The 19,993-nt window shown below is 37.0% G+C and carries 16 protein-coding genes; 13 read left to right on the top strand and 3 right to left on the bottom strand.

Features of this window, described 5'->3' with window-relative positions; translation table 11 throughout:
• The first annotated feature begins 27 nt into the window (after positions 1 to 27).
• The 6 genes from FBR08_RS12890 to creD all read left to right on the top strand — a co-directional run bounded on the left by FBR08_RS12890 (position 28) and on the right by creD (position 4,736).
• On the top strand, positions 28 to 561 hold the full coding sequence (locus FBR08_RS12890; protein WP_158963095.1) for an NADPH-dependent FMN reductase: 534 nt from the start codon (positions 28 to 30) through the stop codon (positions 559 to 561).
• A gap of 251 nt (positions 562 to 812) precedes the next feature.
• The gene (locus FBR08_RS12885; RefSeq protein ID WP_158963094.1) at positions 813 to 1,922 is read left to right on the top strand and encodes an FUSC family protein; all 1,110 of its coding nucleotides are present in this window, start codon (positions 813 to 815) and stop codon (positions 1,920 to 1,922) included.
• Between the two features lie 27 nt (positions 1,923 to 1,949).
• The gene (locus FBR08_RS12880; protein WP_158963093.1) at positions 1,950 to 2,297 is read left to right on the top strand and encodes a hypothetical protein; all 348 of its coding nucleotides are present in this window, start codon (positions 1,950 to 1,952) and stop codon (positions 2,295 to 2,297) included.
• A 187-nt stretch (positions 2,298 to 2,484) separates the two neighbouring features.
• Positions 2,485 to 3,090 (top strand): hypothetical protein, encoded by a 606-nt coding sequence (locus FBR08_RS12875; RefSeq protein ID WP_158963092.1) that lies wholly within the window; start codon positions 2,485 to 2,487, stop codon positions 3,088 to 3,090.
• Positions 3,091 to 3,096: 6 nt separating this feature from the next.
• Positions 3,097 to 3,396, top strand: coding sequence for a winged helix-turn-helix domain-containing protein (locus FBR08_RS12870; protein WP_158963091.1), 300 nt, complete (start codon positions 3,097 to 3,099; stop codon positions 3,394 to 3,396).
• Between the two features lie 53 nt (positions 3,397 to 3,449).
• Positions 3,450 to 4,736: a cell envelope integrity protein CreD gene (gene creD, locus FBR08_RS12865; protein WP_158963090.1), complete on the top strand. Its 1,287-nt coding sequence runs from the start codon at positions 3,450 to 3,452 to the stop codon at positions 4,734 to 4,736.
• A gap of 78 nt (positions 4,737 to 4,814) precedes the next feature.
• Here the strand turns inward: creD and FBR08_RS12860 are convergent, their stop codons facing one another.
• The gene (locus FBR08_RS12860; protein WP_158963089.1) at positions 4,815 to 6,209 is read right to left on the bottom strand and encodes an aminopeptidase P family protein; all 1,395 of its coding nucleotides are present in this window, start codon (positions 6,207 to 6,209) and stop codon (positions 4,815 to 4,817) included.
• Positions 6,210 to 6,264: 55 nt separating this feature from the next.
• On the bottom strand, positions 6,265 to 6,978 hold the full coding sequence (locus FBR08_RS12855; protein WP_158963088.1) for an SDR family oxidoreductase: 714 nt from the start codon (positions 6,976 to 6,978) through the stop codon (positions 6,265 to 6,267).
• Positions 6,979 to 7,319: 341 nt separating this feature from the next.
• On the opposite strand from FBR08_RS12855, the gene FBR08_RS12850 reads away from it, so the two are divergent.
• Positions 7,320 to 8,654 (top strand): metal-dependent hydrolase family protein, encoded by a 1,335-nt coding sequence (locus FBR08_RS12850; RefSeq protein WP_158963087.1) that lies wholly within the window; start codon positions 7,320 to 7,322, stop codon positions 8,652 to 8,654.
• A 145-nt stretch (positions 8,655 to 8,799) separates the two neighbouring features.
• Here the strand turns inward: FBR08_RS12850 and FBR08_RS12845 are convergent, their stop codons facing one another.
• Positions 8,800 to 9,846 carry a hypothetical protein gene (locus tag FBR08_RS12845; protein WP_158963086.1) on the bottom strand — a complete coding sequence of 349 codons (1,047 nt, stop codon included), beginning with the start codon at positions 9,844 to 9,846 and terminating at the stop codon, positions 8,800 to 8,802.
• Positions 9,847 to 10,200: 354 nt separating this feature from the next.
• Between FBR08_RS12845 and FBR08_RS12840 the strand changes: the two genes are divergently transcribed.
• The 6 genes from FBR08_RS12840 (at position 10,201) to purL (ending at position 19,864) form a co-directional block, all read left to right on the top strand.
• A complete protein-coding gene (locus FBR08_RS12840) occupies positions 10,201 to 11,016 on the top strand; it encodes a 2,3,4,5-tetrahydropyridine-2,6-dicarboxylate N-succinyltransferase (protein ID WP_158964295.1) in 816 nt (271 codons plus the stop codon).
• An 82-nt stretch (positions 11,017 to 11,098) separates the two neighbouring features.
• Positions 11,099 to 12,970 (top strand): LTA synthase family protein, encoded by a 1,872-nt coding sequence (locus tag FBR08_RS12835; protein WP_158963085.1) that lies wholly within the window; start codon positions 11,099 to 11,101, stop codon positions 12,968 to 12,970.
• Positions 12,971 to 13,035: 65 nt separating this feature from the next.
• On the top strand, positions 13,036 to 13,785 hold the full coding sequence (locus FBR08_RS12830) for a glycosyltransferase family 2 protein (protein ID WP_158963084.1): 750 nt from the start codon (positions 13,036 to 13,038) through the stop codon (positions 13,783 to 13,785).
• 44 nt (positions 13,786 to 13,829) lie between these two features.
• On the top strand, positions 13,830 to 14,594 hold the full coding sequence (locus tag FBR08_RS12825) for a glycosyltransferase family 2 protein (RefSeq protein WP_158963083.1): 765 nt from the start codon (positions 13,830 to 13,832) through the stop codon (positions 14,592 to 14,594).
• Positions 14,595 to 14,643: 49 nt separating this feature from the next.
• A complete protein-coding gene (locus tag FBR08_RS12820) occupies positions 14,644 to 16,128 on the top strand; it encodes a right-handed parallel beta-helix repeat-containing protein (protein ID WP_158963082.1) in 1,485 nt (494 codons plus the stop codon).
• 67 nt (positions 16,129 to 16,195) lie between these two features.
• Positions 16,196 to 19,864 carry a phosphoribosylformylglycinamidine synthase gene (purL, locus tag FBR08_RS12815; RefSeq protein ID WP_158963081.1) on the top strand — a complete coding sequence of 1,223 codons (3,669 nt, stop codon included), beginning with the start codon at positions 16,196 to 16,198 and terminating at the stop codon, positions 19,862 to 19,864.
• Positions 19,865 to 19,993: the final 129 nt, after the last annotated feature.

The following is a 19,993-nucleotide window of genomic DNA, read 5'->3' as shown; positions in this document are numbered from 1 at the left end:
GTATCACAATAAAACAAAGATTCAACCATGAAAATTACAGCCTTTGCTGCTACAAATAGCACGCAATCCATTAACCTAGAATTGGTAAAAAGCGCTTTAGGCAATCTACAAGAACACGATATACAAGTTTTAGATTTAAACGATTTTGAAATGCCTATTTATTCACCTGAACGAAATGAAAAAGGTATTCCAGAAAAAGCGTTGACATTTAATCAAATACTCAAAGAGAGCGATGCATTAATCATCGGATTAGCAGAACACAATGGCACATTCAGTACCGCTTTTAAAAATATCTTTGATTGGGGATCTCGTGCAGATAAAGCTTTATTTCAACAGAAGCCAATGCTCCTACTCTCTACCTCTCCAGGGCCAAGAGGGGGACAATTTGTAATGGAATCAGCCAAAACAATCTTTCCTTTCTTCGGTGGAAATATTGCATCTAACTTTTCTCTTCCTAGTTTTCAAGAGAATTTTAAAGAAGGGAATATTGTCAATGCCAATTTACAGCTAGAATTTGAAGCGCGATTAAACGATTTTAAATCAATGCTTCACCAAAACTAACAACTACTTTTTCAATAAAAGAGGTTATTCTTCAGGGGATAGCCTTTTTTGATTATGCCTTGTGCCATCGTCATTTTACCCTCTTTTTGTCCTCTCTTTTACTTGTTTCTTCTATTTTTAAACTGCAAATTGATTCGTATCTTTGCACTACCTTAAAAGTTGATTATGAGTGTCTTTTCTTCTTATGTAAGCCATTACTAATCCATGCAGTACAGTTTATTCATTATAAGCTGAAAAAACCAATTTAAATCATGACAAGTAACTTCTTCGTTCAATTCGTCAAACAAGAAAGTAAAAATTTATTTCAACTCAAACACAGTGATCGCTTATGGCATATTCCCTTTATGGCGATGTTTGCCATTGGAGTTCCCTTGTTAACGGGTTGGTATTTTGACAATTTACAAGCAGGGCTTCTCGCTTGTTTGGCTGGTCTAGTGATTCTATACTTACCGTCTAACTTACCCACTCCCCAACGGATGTTTATTATGTTGGTTTGCTCCTTTGGCTTTATGTTTTCGTTTGTTGTAGGCGTTATTTTTAGTTTTAACTTCGTCATTTCCGCCATCGTCTTTGGTCTATTTGCTACGGCAATACATTGGTTGTCGTTGTATTTTGCTATGCCTCCACCGGGAAGTTTTTTCTTTATTATGATTGCTTCCATGGCGAGTAATACTCCTTTTGATTTTGATACAATCGCCACTCGAATTGGGTATTTTGTTTTAGGAACCATTTTTGCTTGTACATTAGCTTTGATTTACAGCTTTATTGTAGGAAGAAAATACACTTCCAAAACACCGGTACGCATCATCTTACCCGTACCAATCAAAACACAGGTTGATTATTTTATCCGATCGCTTATTGTAGGAGCTTTTATGAGTTTGTCTTTGCTCCTTGGTCATTTACTCCATTTCAACAATCCCTATTGGATTCCGATTTCTTGTTTAGCGATTATGCAAGGGGTCTCGCTCTACCACGTGTGGCAACGAGCCTTACATCGCATTGCAGGTACCTTCATAGGAATAGGTTTGTGTTGGATACTTATTTCAATTTCTCAAGAACCTTTATACCTATGCCTTTGTATTATGCTATTACAGTTTATTATCGAAATCTTTATTTCTAGAAATTATGCTATTGCTGTAGTATTCATTACCGTGTTAACCGTTTTATTGGCCGAAACAGGAAGTCCGCTGATACATTCGCCAAACGACTTAATACAAGCGCGTTTAACCGATATTGTCATCGGAAGTTTACTTGGTGGAATTGGCGGTTGGCTTTTACACCATGAGTATTTACGTCATCATACCGTTGACCAGATTAGAAGTACTCGAATTGTTTTAAAAAGAGGACGAAAAAAAGCGTAATTTTCTTCTCTGTTATTTGATTACTACATGAAGCAACCACACCGTACACTCATTTGTAAACGACTACCTAAAAACATAGCCGCTATCACCTTATTTCCATTTATTATCTACAAAACGGCTTCTTATGCCGACGATCCTATTCTTGTTCATCACGAACGCATTCACCTCAAGCAACAGCTTGAATTACTTATTTTGCCTTTTTATCTTTGGTATGGCCTAGAATTTCTCATTCGACTTAGCGCACTGAAAGATAAAAGAAAAGCCTACCGCGCCATTTCTTTTGAAAGAGAAGCCTATGCCAATGAATCAAATCTCTTATATGCAAAACAGCGTAAAGCCTATTCTTTTTTAAAGTATATGTTTAAAAACCCCTAAACTAAAACCGTTTTTTTGTTCATATAAAACCCTAAAAAACAGGTTTTATTTTTAATACAACTTCTTATTTTACAACCCAATACAGCTAAATAAATTATCAACCTTTTACACTGAATTTATTTATTATTCTTAATTTGTGTTTTATTTCATTTATATTTTTAACTTTGCTTTTCAAAGTACTTTACAAATGAGCACAAAAGCAATTGAAGATTTACAACAAATCAAGGCAATCATGGAGCGCTCCACTAAATTTTTAAGTTTAAGTGGTTGGAGTGGCATCTGGGTAGGGATATGTGGTTTATTGGCTAGCGGAATTTTATATCGTTGGAGCGTAGATTTCAATTATACCGAAGATTCCAATTACAATGCTTTTAACCTTTTAGCCTTAGCACTTATAACTTTAGTTGTTGCATTGGCTGGAGGACTTTATTTTACCATTCAAAAGACAAAAAAACAAGGGGCTACTTTTTTTAATAAAGTAACCAAGCGATTGTTGCTTCGCTTTTCTTTTCCATTAGTGATTGGCGGTATTTTGTGTATTATTTTCTACACTAAATTTTTATTGCCCCTAACGTTACCATCAACCATCTTATTCTACGGCCTGGCTCTTTATGCGATTCAAGAAGATACGGTAAAAGAGATTAAAACCATGGCTTTACTAGAAATACTACTTGGCTTATTGGCGTTCTACTTTGTTGATTACAGTCTATTGTTTTGGGCATTAGGCTTTGGTGTTATTCACATGCTGTATGGTATTATCCTTTGGAACAAATACGATAAAGAACTAAAGTAGTCTTGGATGAAATTTGATATTGAAAAATTAAATAAAGTATTCGATAATCGCATTCGCGTTGGAATCATGAGCGGACTCATGGTGAATGAAACGTTGTCTTTCAAGGATTTAAAAGAATTTTTAGATCTGACGGATGGCAACTTGGCTTCGCATTTAAAAAATTTAGAAGACAGTCAGTATATTACCGTACATAAAGGATTTATTGGTCGTAAAACAAATACGGTTTACAGCGCTACAGTAGAAGGTAAATTGGCCTTCAAACAACACCTTGCCTATTTAGAAAATTTAATCAAAACATTAAAATAATTTTTTTTACCCTTTTACTTTGAAAAACAAAGTACTTTTAAAAACAAGAACACATGGAAAAAGAAACAAAAAAACACCTTTTTAAAGGGATTGCTATTGCAGCGTTATCATTGGGATTACTCATTTTAATTCCGATTATTGGTTCTATTATTTCAGAACGCACCCGCTTTCAAACGGACGTTATTCGGGAAGTATCTGAAAAATGGGGAGCCCAACAAACACTCTATGGCCCTTTTTTACTTATTGAATATCGAGCGCCAACCTTAGGAGATCATCAAGAAACGCTTTATCAACGCAAGCAAGCCATCTTCTCTCCTACGCTACAAACCATAACCGGTAATGTGGCAACTACGACGAAGAAAAGGAGCTTGTACCACGTTACTTTATTTAATACAGATCTGTTAATTGACGCTCAATTTGACCCTCAGGAAAAACTATTGGCTTCACTAAATATTGAGGACGAAGCTTTTGTTATCAGTAAGAAAATCATCTATGGCATTTCTGATACAAAGGGGCTTTCAGAAGAATTATCGTTAGCTGATTCACCAAATAAAACCTTTGCTTTAGATGACAATTCTATTCTCTATAAAATTCCATTTCTGAGCATTGAATATACCAAAGATGAGCAAACACCTACGAGAATAAAACTTCCATTAAAGCTCAAAGGCTCAGCGAATTTAAAGTTCTTAGCGAATGCTACAAGTACCAAAGTAAACTTAAGTAGTGATTATCACGATTTGAAATACATTGGAAATTACCTTCCAGATCAAGCAGATCAAGACAAAGAAGCCACGTCAAGTGCCTGGAATATTTATCAACCTTTACCAATCAATACAACAAAAATTGACGGTGTAGCGTTGGAAAACTATACCTTCGGAATTGAATTTTTAGAGCTCAATGATTTCTATACTAAAGTAGATCGTTCCATCAAATATGCTTTATTATTTATTGGGTTGACCTTTATCGTATTCTACTTTTTAGAAAACATTAAAAACCTCAAAATCAACTTGATTCAATATGCTTTAATTGGGTTTGCTATTTTCTTAAACTATATTTTATTACTTTCTTTTGCTGAATATGTAGGATTTACCCTTTCTTATGTGATTTCATCCTGTGCAACGATTCTCCTCATTGTCAGTTTTACTTGGAAAATTTCAAAAGATAAAAACAGTACCTCTACTATATTTGGTTTGTTATTCTTGTTATATGCTTTACTTTATTTCTTATTGGAATTAAAAGAAACCGCTTTACTTGTTGGAAGTATTAGCATATTCGTTATTCTAGCTGCCTTGATGCAGTTTTCTATCAAAATGACAGCATCAAACAAAGAAAATCAATAACCTAAAAACAGAAAGCCAGCGTTTTAATGCTGGCTTTCTGTTTTTAGGTTATTTTTATTTTCCCATCCGTTAGACGTTTTACACCGAATCCTTTCGAAAGGCTTCAATTTCCGCTACGGTGCGAATTAAGTCAGGTCCCAATTGACGGTATCCATTTTCTTGGATAAGGAAATTATCTTCAATTCGAATTCCACCAAAATTCTTGTATGTATTCAACTTTTCATAATTGATGAAATCGATATATTTTTTCTCAGCTTCCCAACGTTCAATTAGTTCTGGAATAAAATAGATTCCTGGTTCAACAGTAACTACATGACCTGCTGCTAATGTTTTCCCTAAACGCAGTGATTTTAATCCAAACAACTGGGTTTCTTTCGGTTCTTCTGCTGTATAACCAACGTACTGTTCTCCTAAATCTTCCATATCGTGTACATCCAATCCCATCATATGCCCTAAACCACATTGAAAAAACATCGTATGGGCATGGGCTTCTACAGCATCCGTTGCATTGCCTTTCATCAAACCTAAGTCAATTAATCCTTGAGAAAGTAACAAGGCAGCATGCAAATGCACCTCTTTAAACTTCACTCCTGCATTCAACTTGTTTTTTGCTCCTTCAAATGCCGTTAAAACAACTTCATATAGATCGCGTTGTTCTGAAGTAAATGTTTTATCTACTGGAAAAGTACGGGTTAAATCCGAGGCGTATCCCATGGGTGTTTCACAACCTGAATCATTCAGTACCAACTGCCCAGATTGAAGGGTATTTCCTCTATAATGATTATGTAATATTCCTCCATTAATGGTTACAATAGATGGATAAGCTAATTCACAAGCCTCTTGAGCGGCAAGGTATTGGATTGCTGCTGCAATTTCATATTCTTTCATGCCTGGCTTAGCCATACGCATGGCGGCCAGGTGCATTTTAGTAGAAATAGTCAGTGCTTTTTCGATTTCACTAATCTCCTGCTCTTCTTTCTTTTCTCTTTGTGCAACAACGGCCTGAATAAAGGCAACAGAAGGCTTTAATTCCACCAAAGTAAGCTGTAACAATTCACCCAGTAAAATCTTATTGCTTGGTTGATACGGAGGCAAATAGTGAATCGTGCGCTTCGCACTCCTTGCTGTAGTGAGATAAATAGCTAATTCTGCATACGGGCGGGTTTCAACAACACCTGCTTTTTCACATTTTGCCTTTAGTGTTTCTTGTCTTCCCATCCAAACCAAGGCGTCTATGGACATTTCATCTCCAAAGACAATCGTTCTATTTTCATCCAGATCCATAATAGCCGCTAAATGGGGCTGTTGGATTCCAAAATAGTATAAAAACGTACTATCTTGTCGAAAAGAAGACGTATTATCTTCAAAATTTATTGGATTCTCTCGATTTCCTAGAAACAAGATAATTCCCTTTGCTCCGATTGTTTCGGCTAGAACGGCTCTTCTATTGCTATAGGTTTGTTTACTAAACATCACTTTCCTTTTAATTCAGTGTAAGATACAATTAGTTCTGTATTACAAGTCGCATTTACATGTTAAAATCTTGCATCGCTGGCATATCAATTTCTTTCACACATGTAGCGGAACTTGTATTCAAAATAAATCGAATAGCTCCTAATACATCTGCTATTGGTATTAAAGTTCCTTGCGTTTCTTGGATTACTTTATCTGCTGCGACGGTATAATCGTATTCCGTTGCCAAATACCCCAAATTCAGAATACTTATGCCAATGGCGTGTTCCCTTACGGTCTCTCTTAAAGCGTGAACTACGCCGCGTAAAGCAAATTTAGATGCTGAAAAAGCGACTTCTTTCCCTTTGTGATTCTCCAATCCCCAAGTAGAGCCAATCAGAATTATTTTAGCATTTTCACTGTGTTTCAGGTTTTGAATACAGGCCTTCAATGCCAAAATACAAGAGGTTACATTCGTTTGTATGATTTGCATGATTTCTTCTTCTGAAGATTGTTCAAAATCATAGGTATCTGCAAATGCTTCTTGTTCCCATATACCTACATTGTAAATTAAATAATCCAAGGGTTTATCTTGAACAACGGCTTGCACGGCTTGTACAGATGCTTTTGGTTGTGCTAAATCGGCTTGTACCCAAACCATATTTTCTTTGGCATCGATTGGTTTAGATCGAGATACGCCTAGTACCACATCAGTTGATTGCGGAATACAATGTGCAATTGCACGTCCTAATCCTTTACTTATCCCGTATATTAAATATCTTTTTTCCATGGTATACTGATCTTTATACAAAGCTACACAAGTTGACCCACATTGCAATTGATCGGGCTACTTTACTTCCAAAATAGCGCGCAGTAATTGGCTTTCAAATTGCCTTCAACATCCTTTGGTATACCGCCCAAAAAAAGAATCTTTTTACCAAAGGTTACCCAAGTAAGATGCAAACCTAAATAAGCGAAAAAACGCTTTTATTTTTCTCCTTTTTAGTTGATTCATCGCTAGTTTTAGATTTTTATTAAAAAAGAGCTAAATATGAAAAAATAAGACATTTTAGTCTAAAAAAAGGGGAGTTCAAAAAATTATAAGTGTATATTTACCATAAAAACCTATTTATGATAAAGCATTTTCTAAAAATTAGTTTTCTTATTGGTTCACTTTGTTTTGCAGCAACTGGTTTTGCTCAAAGTAAAATTGTACTTAAAAATGTAGAAATTTTTAATGGAAAAGACAGTAAAACCCAAAAAGGTTCTCTTGTTATTGAGAAGAACAAGATTGTAAAAATAACAGCTGGTGAGGTATTGGCCTCAGATCTTGAAAACGCAAAAGTAATTGATGGACAAGGAAAGTTTGTGATGCCAGGTATGATTGATGCGCATTGGCATTCTTTTTTAGCGGCCAACTCCAATCAAGCGATTATGTTGGGCGATGAAAGTTTCTTATTTATCAATGCCGCAAAAGAATCAGAAAACACCTTACAACGCGGATTTACAACCGTACGCGATTTGGGTGGCCATGTCATGGGTATTAAGCAAGCGAATGATTACGGCATCAATAAAGGGCCTCGAATCTACCCAAGTGAAGCGATGATTTCACAAACAGGAGGACATGGAGATGCGAGTTTCCCTTGGTCTGAACCTCGAATGATTGATCACACCCCCCCGCGATTTCAAGTATTAGGAGGAAGTGTTATTGCAGATGGCGAACAAGAAGTAACCGTTGCAGCCAGAGAGCAGTTAAGAAAAGGAGCATCACAGTTAAAAGTAATGGCTGGAGGTGGTGTTGCTACTATTTATGATCCATTAGATGCAACACAATATACAACGAAAGAAATCAAAGCAGCAGTAGAGGCGGCAGAAAACTGGGGTACCTATGTTACGGTTCATGCCTATACACCGAAAGCAGTGCGTCAAGCGATAGATGCAGGTGTTAAGTGTATTGATCACGGACATTTACTCGATGAATCAACCATCAAATTGATGGCAGAAAAAAATCTATGGTTAAGTATGCAACCTTTTGATTTAGACGCAAGTGCTTATACAAATCCTGAGCAAGCTGCCAATAAGAGATTAGTGGGAACAGGAACTGAAAATGTATATACGTGGGCAAAAAAACACAAAGTAAAAGTTGCTTTCGGTACTGATTTAGTAGCTCCTCCAAAAAATCCATTGAGACAAAATGAATTGGTTGTTAACTTACAACAGTGGTTTAGCAACTTTGAAATTTTGAAAATGATTACGTACGACAATGCGCAATTATTAAAAATGAGCGGACCAAGAAATCCTTATCCCGCAGATTTAGGAACCTTAGCAGAAGGTGCTTATGCAGATATTTTGTTGTTTGACAAGAGTCCTCTAGAAGATATCAGCATTATTGGTGATCCTACAACCAATTTACTTTTGATTATCAAAGACGGTAAAATTTACAAAGATCAATTGGCGGGAAAATAAGCTTTCATCAGTAGGTTAGGATATTACATTTGAAAAAAAGACTCAAAATAGTTTATAAAAAAAAGGATAAATATTCAAATTTATCCTTTTTTTTATGCGTCTTTTTTACGACACCTTTTTCTTTATACGATACGCCATCAACGAACTACTCTTCGTTCACATTTAAATACCTCGATTTACTTAACTGATTAAACCCCAAGGTATAGAAATCCGCTTTACGCAACAATTCAAGTACTTGTTTACTATCGTTCAGCTCAACAGCCTCTTCGTAAAACACAAAATTATCACCTCCTGTAAACGCATCTACCTTCTTCTTATCCGATACTCCCAATCCAGCAAAGAAGAGCCATTTAGCTTTTTTGCCTTGTGAAGCTCCTTTATACATGCTGTATTCCTTCTGATTCTCTTCATCTTCTGCGTATTTGACTGATTCAACCCAATGCTCCATATACTTGGTTTTCGCTTGATCAGCAATACCTAAATCTTGGTGTTTACTCACGTAATTTTCAGGAAAGATCAGTCTTCCGATACCACTTATTACAAAGCGACTATAGCCAATAGTCCAAAAGAATCGCTCTTCTAAGTCCGCATTGAGTAAGAAAATCTTTTCTGAAGTCATCGACATATCATACGCTGTTCCCAAACCCGTAACAGCCGTTTTTCCACTAAAAACAACGCGTACTTCATCGAGGTGATTCCCCTCTATTTTGGCAATATACTTCGGCATCATTAATAAAGTATACAGTGCATTTTCTTCGAAAGAAGCCCTGTTATCATAGTGTCCAAAAGGTTTTCCTTCCTCATTTTTTTCGACTTTACTTCCGCCAAAACCAATGCGATCAATCGCAATAATATGAAACTTTTTATTGAGTGCTTCGTCCATAAAATAGGGCAACAGACTGGTAATAGAAGCCCCATTCTCAGGAATTAATAGGAGATATGGATTTCGAATACCTCCCAAATAATCGTATCCTTCAACATAATTATGTCGCTTATTACTCAAATAGCCAATTTTAAACTTGTTGATTACAACCGTATCATAAACAGGAGCGCGCATTTTTTTAGCTTCAAATAGCATCTCCATTTTTTCTGGATTGTATTCTTCATACATCCAATCATACTTACACCAAATAAACACATACCCCAGCAGCAGTAAAAGCACTACTCCCAAACCTATTTTTTTTACTTGCATACGCTTTTTCTCTTATTTTAACATTTTTTTACAAAAGTACAAGTAAAAAAAATAGGTCCCCTCATTTTCATACGCAAACGACGAAATAAATTGAAATTAAAAACTGTTTTCCTTTCTTTTCCCCTTTCTTTATTGCTAGATTTCCCGCTATTCCACCAATCTTTTCTAAACTTTTATACTTATATTTGTAGCTGTTTTTTCGATACATAAACAAGATGTAAACACGACTATACGATTCGTGTACGAGGATGCTTCTCTTACGAGAACAGCAAGGCAATTACCTGTTGAGAAACGCCTTGTACAAGTGATTGTTTCGAGATACGCCAAACCAATTTTAATCTAAAAAAGCGCATGATGAATCATCTACAACAAATTATTGAACACGCATGGAATGATCGTTCATTGCTTCAAAATCAAGATACACAAAGTGCAATTCGCGAAGTCATTGCATCCATTGACCAAGGTAAACTGCGCGTTGCGGAACCAACATCAGAGGGATGGCAAGTAAATGAGTGGGTAAAAAAAGCCGTAGTACTCTATTTTCCCATTCAAAAAATGGAAACTTTTGAGGTGGGAATTTTCGAATACCACGATAAGATGCCTTTGAAAACGCATTATGCAGAAAAAGGCATTCGCGTAGTGCCTAATGCCGTAGCGCGTCATGGGGCATATATTTCATCAGGTGTAATTCTCATGCCTTCATATGTAAATATTGGTGCCTATGTCGATGAAGGAACGATGGTTGATACATGGGCAACTGTTGGTTCTTGTGCACAAATTGGCAAACACGTTCACCTTTCAGGAGGAGTGGGTATTGGCGGTGTTTTAGAGCCTTTACAAGCCGCCCCTGTGATTATCGAAGATCACGCCTTTATCGGCTCACGTTGTATTGTTGTTGAAGGTGTTCGCGTGGGAAAAGAAGCCGTTTTAGGCGCTAATGTGGTCTTAACTGCCTCAACCAAAATTATCGATGTAACAGGAGAAAATCCCGTAGAAATCAAAGGTTACGTGCCAGAACGTTCCGTTGTTATTCCCGGATCCTATACCAAACAATTCCCAGCAGGTGAATACCAAGTACCTTGTGCTTTAATTATTGGAAAACGAAAACCTTCTACGGATTTAAAAACATCGTTAAACGATGCTTTGAGAGAATACAATGTTGCGGTTTAATTCAACACAACACCCCTAATACAATTACCACAGTTCAGCTTTGGACTGTGGTAATTTAGGTTTAAAATCACACGATTACGTTATGACTAAACTATTTTCTAAAAACACCAAGATTTTCACGTTGCGCTTCTTGCTTATTTTTGCTTTCTATCAATTGTGTAGATTCGGCTTTTATTGGTATAATGGTCATCTATTAGACCCTTTTGACGCCAAAGTAATTTGGGGCGGAATGCGCTTTGACTTAGCTGCATTGGGTTTTATCAATCTTCTTTTTGCCCTTTTACACCTATGGCCAGGCAAGTTTCAAACGAAAAAAGGATATCAGGCGTTTTTATTCTACAGTTTTTACCTCGTCAATATCTTTATTCTATGTCTAAATTTCGTTGATTACGAATACTTTCGCTTTATTGGCAGACGAAGTTCGTATGCTTTTCTTACAGCGTCAGGCATGGAAAATGAATTGCCGGGTTTGCTAAAAAACTTCATCGTTGACTATTGGTGGATTCCTCTTTTTATGTTGGGATCTTTCGTTTTCTTCTGGTTGATTTACAGAAAAATAGATTATAAAATATACGATTCTCGTTTTAATTTTCCACAAGCCATTGTAACAGTGTTGGTGGTGGGAATTCTACTCGTTTTAGGGCGTGGTGGTTTTCAACCCAAACCCATTCGCTTGGTTGATGCCGCTGGTTATGGAGGCCTCAAAAACACGGCCTTAGTATTAAACACCCCCTTTTCTGTATTAAAGACCATGGGTAAAAAGGAAACTCTACCTGATTATAATTTTTACAGTGAAGAAGAATTAGTACAGATTTTCAATCCTGTTCAAGTTTTCCACTATGACTCGATCAACAAGAAGAATGTGGTTTTATTAATTGTTGAAAGCTTTGGACGAGAGAATATGCATATTGGACTAACTCCTTTTATGGATTCATTGGCGCAAAACAGCTATTTCTTTGAACATGGATTTGCCAATGGAAAAGTGTCAATTGACGCGGTTCCCTCTTCTATTTCCAGTATTCCAAGTTTAATGGATCGCACATATATTACCTCGAGTTATGCCTTAAACGACGTTTATCCTCTACCCAAAATACTCAACGACAACGGTTATCACACGGCCTTCTTTCACGGAGCTTTTAACGGAAGTCAAAACTTTGATCAATATGCAAATGTAGCGGGATTTAAAGAATATTACGGAAAAAATGAATATGAAGGACCAGAAGCCTTTGACGGTTCTTGGGGTATTTTTGACGAAGAATTTTTACAGTTTTTTGCTGGTAAATTAGATGGATTTAAAGCTCCTTTTTTCTCTACTTTATTTACCATCTCGTCCCATAATCCTTATACAATTCCCGAAAAACACAAAGGTAAATTTCCAAAAGGAACAGGGGCGATACACGAATCCATTGCCTATGCTGATTATGCTTTGGAGCAATTTTTTAAAACAGCTCAAACCAAAGCTTGGTATAAGAATACGCTCTTTATTGTCGTAGCGGATCACACCTCTTCTGATGGACAGATAGAAAAATGGAAAACCAATGTGGGAAAATTTAGAATCCCCATTTTATTCTTTGCTCCTGGAGATACAAGCTTACCCGTGGCAAAAATTGAAAAAAATTTCCAGCAAATTGATATTTTACCCAGTTTAATGGACTATTTGAAAATCAATACTCAACTAGTTTCCTTTGGAAAATCCTATCAATCTGATCAAGACTTTGCTATTAGCTATTTGAACAATATTTACAACTATGAAGAAGGCGATTACTACCTGGCTTTTGATGGGACAAAGAGTTTAGGACTTTACAACTGGAAAATCGATCCTGAATTAAAAGACAATCTTCTAGGAAAAGATCCAGCTAAAGTAGAAGAAATGGAACGCTTTTTAAAAGCCTATATCCAAACTTTTAATTCTCGTGTAAAAAACAATCAACTAGTTGTTAAAAAAAAGCTATAATTTTAGCATCTTTACACGAGAAAGAGAACTCATTTAAATTGACCCGTTACAAAATATAACATACCATGGCAATCAGTGGATTAGTAATTACATTTAATGAAGAGAAAAATATAGAAAAATGCATCGATGCTTTATTTCAATACTGTGACGAAGTTATTATTATCGATTCTAACAGTACTGACAATACAGTAGCTCTTGCAGAAAGCAGAGGGGCGAAAGTCTACCTTCAAGCATTTTTAGGAGATGGACCGCAACGCACCCATGGTTTACAATTTTGTAAACACGATTGGATTATGAATCTAGATGCGGATGAGTTCTTAGATACAGATGCACTTGCTTTTATCCAAAAGAAAGGATATGAAAATAGCCCTTTTGATGGTTTTAAATTTAGAGTTAAAAACTTTTTAGGCGATAAATTAATTGATTTTTCAGGTTGGTATCCCGATTCAAAAGTTCGTTTTTTCAATAAAAAAACGGCGGGTCCTTCTGCAGACATCACCCATCAATACATTGTAACTACGAATGAAAAAAGCGTCAACGTACACATTTTACATTATGGTTGGCAAAATTACAAGCAAGTGATTGATAAAAAGAATCAATACTCTACGTGGGCAGCGCAACAACTATTTGAAAAAGGAAAAAAAGTATCCTCTTTTAAGCCCATTTTAAATGGAACAGTAGCTTTTATAAGATGCTATTTTTTTAAAAAAGGAGTGTTAAACGGAATTGATGGCTTAGCTTTTGCAATAATACAATCGTTCTTTTCGTTTATAAAATATGTAAAGCTCATTCGCTTACATAAATCTAAAAACTAAAAGCGCTTTCTTTAGAAAACAAACTAAATTGCTTTTACTTAATTATGAAAAAGAAGATCACTCTTTTAGTTCCCACAAAGAATGAAGAGTCCAACATTAGAGCCTGTATTTTATCTGCTAAGAATATAGTGGACGAAGTATATATTGTAGATTCATTCAGTACAGATAAAACAGTAGAACTTGCCCAAGAACTTGGTGCAACTGTACTGTGGCGTAAATTTGACAATTACTCCGATCAAAAGAATTGGGCGATTGAGCAAATGCCAAGTGACTGGATTCTCCTACTTGATGCTGATGAGCAGCTAACTCCAGAACTTGAACAAGAAATAAGAAGGTTGATTGAGGAGGATAAACTAAACGAACACGACGCTTATTGGGTGTATCGTAAAAATTTCTTTTTTAACCGTGAAATTAAATTTTCAGGCTATCAAAAGGACAAGGTAATTCGCCTGTTTAAAAAAGACGTGTCTCGTTATACCAATCGCGTTCACGAGTGTTTACAGGTAAAGGGAACCCTCGGTTTTTTATCTGCTAAATTGTATCACAACACCTATAGGGGATTTGATTTTCACATTGCCAAACTAAGTAAATATGCTAGTTTACAGGCAGAGGATTACAATCAAAAAACGGGAAAAATAACAGGATATCATTTCATCATAAAACCCGGCCTTCGCTTCCTCAAACACTATCTATTAAAACAAGGGTTTCGCGATGGTGTACCCGGTTTAATTCTTTCCTCTCTAAATGCTTATGCGACGTTTTTACGTTACGTAAAGCTCTGGATGCTAAGAAATAACATTGACAAATAATCCCGCTCTTGTTTCGTTTAATTTATTACATTTACCCCAAAAAGCAGTTATGAATACACTTCGGTTAATGATGTTCTTTATCGCCTTGTTCAGCCTTGTCAGTTGCCGAACAGATTTGGATTTTGAACCCTATACCCAACCGTTGCGTTTTTCTGCAGATACGGTCTATCTTGATCCTGTTTTTACTGAAACACAATCAAGTTCTCATCTGGTAAAAATCTACAATACGAGTAATAAAAACATTAAAATTCCACAATTAACCTTAGGCAAAGGCGAGCAATCGTATTTCAATTTATTAATTGAGGGTGTCTCTGCTAAGAAATTTACCAATATAGAGCTTCTTGCTAAAGACAGCTTATACGTTTTTGTTCACACCCTGGGTAAAGCAGATACACAAGCCAAAGATTTCATTTATGTCGATCAAATTCGCCTCTTGGGCAATAGCCAACCCCAAAGTATTGAACTGGTAACGTTAATCAAGGATGCTTATTTTTTACATCCAGGCAAAGGAGGAAAACAGGTATTACACACGGTTCAACTGGACGACAAAACAACGGTTGATGGCTTTTATTTCGGTGATTTGGAGGTTCATGCTGCGAATTCACTAACGATGAATGATACAAAACCTTACGTGATCTATGGTTATGCGATTATTCCCGAAAACAAAATCTTAACCTTACAGCGAGGCACGCAAATTTACTTTCACGAAAATTCTGGAATAATTGGTTTACCTGGTAGTGCAATAGACGCAGAAGGCACCTTAGATCAACCGATTCTACTGCGCGGTAATCGCTTGGAACCTGCTTATGCTTATACCGCTGGGCAATGGTCGGGTATTCGCATGCAAAACCCTAGTACTAGCATACTGAATCACGTGACGATTGAACAGGCAAAGATTGGCTTATACCTTGAAAATGCAACGGATTTTACCATCCGAAATACCAAATTATTCAATCACCTTTACTCTGCATTATATGCAAGCAACTCTAAAGTAGTAGGACAAAACATCATTGCAGCACACACGCAAAATGCAACAGTTGTTTTGCGCAATGGCGGAGATTACACCTTTCAACATTGTACCTTTAGCAATACGGGACTCCGTCCAGATCAAACGGCACTGCTTGTTGCAAACGCCACGGCAACTCCTTTTGAACACTTGACGATTCAAAACAGTATTTTACACACCTCAATAGCGCAAAGTTTCCTCTTCGAAACGAAAGACAACGCGAATATTCATTTTCAATCTACTGCTTTTAAAGATACAAGTAAGCGAAACAAGACGATTGAGATTTACAATTACGCCAATGAATCGATGTACAAAAACACGATTTTATTGGATACTCCTACACTAGCAACGATAGATTTTAAAAATCCAAAAAAGAACGAATTTCACTATTCTAGTCAAATGACACAGTTAATTGGCAAGGGAGATGCTGAAATTGCCCGTACTATTGCTCGAGATATCGACGGAAAAGACCGTAGTAAATCAGCAGATTTGGGTGCTTATCAACATATTGAAACTACAAAAGAATAATTTTTTAATTGTCTTTTTTTAGTATATTTTTGCATCTTACAACAACAACTAAAATAATCTTATCGCAATGATTTATTTCTTCGAAAACCCTTCGAAAAAGTTCTACGCTGTACAGGTGGAGAACATTTTATCTATTGAAGATATTCAAAAACTAAACTGGCTTTTTGGCAATGCAACGCACCTCGATCAAAAAGTAATTGACAAATCATTTATTGGTCCTCGCGCAACCATGATTACGCCTTGGAGTACAAATGCGGTTGAAATTACACAAAACATGGGGATTCTTGGAATTGCTCGCATTGAAGAATTTTTCGAAGCGAATCAGCAAGAATTTGACCCAATGTTGTCACAAGTGTTTGAATCGTTAAACCAAGATATATTTGCGATTAACATTCAACCAGAACCGATTATTTACATTGACGATATTGCGAAATACAACCAAGAAGAGGGATTAGCACTAAACGAAGAAGAGATTGGTTATTTAGAAGATTTAGCAACTAAAATTGACCGTAAACTTACAGATTCAGAAGTTTTTGGTTTTTCTCAAGTAAACTCAGAACACTGCCGTCATAAGATTTTCAATGGAACGTTTGTTATTGATGGTGAAGAGAAACCAACGTCTTTATTCAAATTAATTAAGAAAACATCCGAGACCAATCCGAATGATATTGTTTCGGCTTATAAAGATAACGTTGCTTTTGTAAAAGGGCCACGTGTTACACAATTCGCGCCATTATCTGCTGACAAACCTGATTTTTATGCAGAAAAAGAGTTTGATTCAGTGATTTCACTAAAAGCAGAGACGCATAACTTCCCTACAACCGTAGAGCCTTTTAACGGTGCAGCTACAGGTTCTGGAGGGGAAATTCGCGACCGTTTAGCTGGAGGGCAAGGATCATTGCCTTTAGCAGGAACAGCGATTTACATGACTTCGTACTCTCGTTTAGAAGAAAACCGTCCTTGGGAGAAGGCCATGGATGAAAGAGCGTGGTTATACCAAACCCCTATTGATATTTTAATCAAAGCTTCAAATGGGGCTTCTGATTTTGGAAATAAATTCGGACAACCGTTAATTACGGGGTCTATTCTAACTTTTGAACATGAAGAAGAGGCACGCAAGCTTGGTTTCGACAAAGTAATCATGCAAGCGGGTGGTATCGGATATGGAAAGTTAGACCAAGCAATAAAACACAAACCAGCGCAAGGAGACCAAGTAGTAATCTTAGGAGGTGAAAACTACCGTATTGGTATGGGAGGAGCAGCTGTTTCTTCTTCAAATACAGGAGCTTTTGGTTCGGGAATCGAATTAAATGCCATTCAACGTTCTAACCCTGAGATGCAAAAACGCGCAGCAAATGCAATTCGCGGATTAGTTGAAGCAGACCACAACCCTATTGTATCGATTCACGATCACGGTGCGGGTGGACACTTAAACTGTTTGTCTGAATTAGTAGAGGAAACAGGGGGGCACATCAATTTGGATCAACTTCCTATTGGAGACCCAACACTTTCTGCTAAAGAAACAATCGGAAACGAATCTCAAGAGCGTATGGGATTGGTTATTGGCAAGAAAGACATGGATACCTTAGCGCGCATTGCTGAAAGAGAACGCGCACCAATGTATGCCGTAGGTGAAATTACCAATGATCACCGCTTTACCATTGAATCAGCAAAAACAGGAGCTAAACCAATGGATTTCGCTATTGAAGAAATGTTCGGTAGCTCTCCAAAAACCATCATGGCCGATCAAACGATTGCCCGTGTGTATGCTGATTTAGATTATTCGGTTGAAAAAGTAGACGATTACTTAAACCAATTGTTGCAACTAGAAGCAGTTGCTTCTAAAGATTGGTTAACCAATAAAGTAGACCGTTGTGTGGGAGGTCGAGTGGCCAAACAACAATGTACAGGTCCTTTACAATTGCCTTTGAACAACTTAGGTGCTATGGCCTTAGATTACAAAGGAAAAGAAGGAATCGCTACCACAGTAGGACATGCTCCTGTTGTGGCTTTGGTTGACCCTACTGCTGGAAGTAGAAATGCCATTGCTGAAGCGTTATCCAACATTGTTTGGGCACCATTAAAAGAGCAAATGAAAGGGATTTCCTTATCTGCAAACTGGATGTGGGCATGTAATAACCCTGGAGAAGACGCTCGTTTATACGAAGCAGTTCAAGCGTGTTCAGATTTCGCTATTGAACTGGGAATCAATATCCCTACAGGAAAAGACTCCCTTTCTATGAAGCAAAAATACCCGAATGACGAGGTAATTGCTCCTGGAACGGTTATTATTTCTGCGGCAGCTAACTGTACAGATATTACCAAAATCGTAGAGCCTACTTTAAAGAAAAATGCCGGTTCTATTTACTATATTCGCCTATCACAAGACAGCTTTAAATTAGGTGGTTCTTCTTTTGCTCAGATTTTAAACAAAATCGGACAAGAAGTACCGACAATTCAAGATGCAGCCTATTTCAAAAAAGCATTCAATGCCGTTCAAGGATTAGTAGAAAACAACCAAATTGCAGCAGGTCACGATATTGGAAGTGGTGGTTTAATCACAACCCTTTTAGAGATGACTTTTGCAGATATCAACTTAGGAGCGCGTTATGATTTAACAGCTTTAAATGAGCAGGATACAGTAAAAGTTCTTTTTAACGAAAACATCGGTTTAGTCATTCAAGCACAAAACGACGAGACGTTTGAAAAAACGCTACAAGCAGCAGGTGTTGAAGCTACTAAAATCGGAACGGTTTTAGCTGAAGAAACCGTGTCTTTCCAAAACGGAAATGACAGCTTTAGCTATAGTGTTCCAGCCATCCGCGATACGTGGTATAAGACTTCGTATTTATTGGATCAAAAACAAACGAAAAACAACAAAGCGACAGATCGTTTTAACAACTATAAAAACCAACCGTTACAATTTGCTTTCCCAGCACAATTTGACGGAAAGAAACCCGCTCTTGATGCGTCTAAACCACGTCCAAAAGCGGCAATTATCCGCGAAAAGGGAAGTAACTCAGAAAGAGAGGTTGCCAATGCGATGTTCTTAGCTGGATTTGATGTTAAAGACGTTCACATGACGGATTTAATTTCAGGTAGAGAAACATTAGAAGATATTCAATTCATCGGAGCAGTTGGAGGTTTCTCTAACTCAGACGTATTGGGATCGGCTAAAGGATGGGCAGGTGCTTTCATGTACAATGAGAAAGCTAATACAGCCTTGAAAAACTTCTTTGCACGTCAAGATACACTATCTGTTGGTATTTGTAATGGTTGTCAATTGTTTATGGAATTGGAGTTGATCAATCCTGAGCATGCTGTTCACGGAAAAATGTTACACAACGATTCTCAAAAACACGAAAGCAACTTTACTTCAGTAACTATTCAAGAGAACAACTCCATTATGCTATCTACATTAGCAGGTAGTACGTTAGGGGTTTGGATTTCACATGGTGAAGGTAAATTCAATTTACCAGAAGCGGAAAGCAACTACAATATCGTAGCCAAATACGCGTATGATAGCTATCCTGCGAATCCAAATGGTTCGGATTACAATACAGCGATGATGTGTGACAATACAGGTCGCCACTTGGTGATGATGCCACACATTGAGCGTTCATTATTCCAATGGCATTGGGCGAATTACCCAGAAGGACGCAAAGACGAAGTTTCTCCATGGATGGAAGCTTTTGTTAATGCTCGTCAATGGATTGAAGCAAATAACGCTAAATAATAGACTACTAAAGCCCTTCTCGCGAAGGGCTTTTTTTTATGGTTCTTAACAGTAATTAGCACTCCATCAAGCCCTTTAATCAAAAAAAAGGTGTAGTTTTATAGGAAAGGCTTGAAAATCAAGTCTTGA

It is taken from the genome of Myroides fluvii (assembly GCF_009792295.1).
Classification (GTDB): domain Bacteria; phylum Bacteroidota; class Bacteroidia; order Flavobacteriales; family Flavobacteriaceae; genus Flavobacterium; species Flavobacterium fluvii_A.
This window is presented reverse-complemented; position numbering and strand designations above follow the sequence as displayed.

Excerpts from the sequence above, each read along its gene's own strand:
- FBR08_RS12890 (WP_158963095.1), top strand. The coding sequence starts at position 28 with ATGAAAATTACAGCCTTTGCTGCTACAAATAGCACGCAATCCATTAAC.
- FBR08_RS12885 (WP_158963094.1), top strand. The coding sequence starts at position 813 with ATGACAAGTAACTTCTTCGTTCAATTCGTCAAACAAGAAAGTAAAAAT.
- FBR08_RS12880 (WP_158963093.1), top strand. The coding sequence starts at position 1,950 with ATGAAGCAACCACACCGTACACTCATTTGTAAACGACTACCTAAAAAC.
- FBR08_RS12875 (WP_158963092.1), top strand. The coding sequence starts at position 2,485 with ATGAGCACAAAAGCAATTGAAGATTTACAACAAATCAAGGCAATCATG.
- FBR08_RS12870 (WP_158963091.1), top strand. The coding sequence starts at position 3,097 with ATGAAATTTGATATTGAAAAATTAAATAAAGTATTCGATAATCGCATT.
- creD (WP_158963090.1), top strand. The coding sequence starts at position 3,450 with ATGGAAAAAGAAACAAAAAAACACCTTTTTAAAGGGATTGCTATTGCA.
- FBR08_RS12860 (WP_158963089.1), bottom strand. The coding sequence starts at position 6,209 with ATGTTTAGTAAACAAACCTATAGCAATAGAAGAGCCGTTCTAGCCGAA.
- FBR08_RS12855 (WP_158963088.1), bottom strand. The coding sequence starts at position 6,978 with ATGGAAAAAAGATATTTAATATACGGGATAAGTAAAGGATTAGGACGT.
- FBR08_RS12850 (WP_158963087.1), top strand. The coding sequence starts at position 7,320 with ATGATAAAGCATTTTCTAAAAATTAGTTTTCTTATTGGTTCACTTTGT.
- FBR08_RS12845 (WP_158963086.1), bottom strand. The coding sequence starts at position 9,846 with ATGCAAGTAAAAAAAATAGGTTTGGGAGTAGTGCTTTTACTGCTGCTG.
- FBR08_RS12840 (WP_158964295.1), top strand. The coding sequence starts at position 10,201 with ATGAATCATCTACAACAAATTATTGAACACGCATGGAATGATCGTTCA.
- FBR08_RS12835 (WP_158963085.1), top strand. The coding sequence starts at position 11,099 with ATGACTAAACTATTTTCTAAAAACACCAAGATTTTCACGTTGCGCTTC.
- FBR08_RS12830 (WP_158963084.1), top strand. The coding sequence starts at position 13,036 with ATGGCAATCAGTGGATTAGTAATTACATTTAATGAAGAGAAAAATATA.
- FBR08_RS12825 (WP_158963083.1), top strand. The coding sequence starts at position 13,830 with ATGAAAAAGAAGATCACTCTTTTAGTTCCCACAAAGAATGAAGAGTCC.
- FBR08_RS12820 (WP_158963082.1), top strand. The coding sequence starts at position 14,644 with ATGAATACACTTCGGTTAATGATGTTCTTTATCGCCTTGTTCAGCCTT.
- purL (WP_158963081.1), top strand. The coding sequence starts at position 16,196 with ATGATTTATTTCTTCGAAAACCCTTCGAAAAAGTTCTACGCTGTACAG.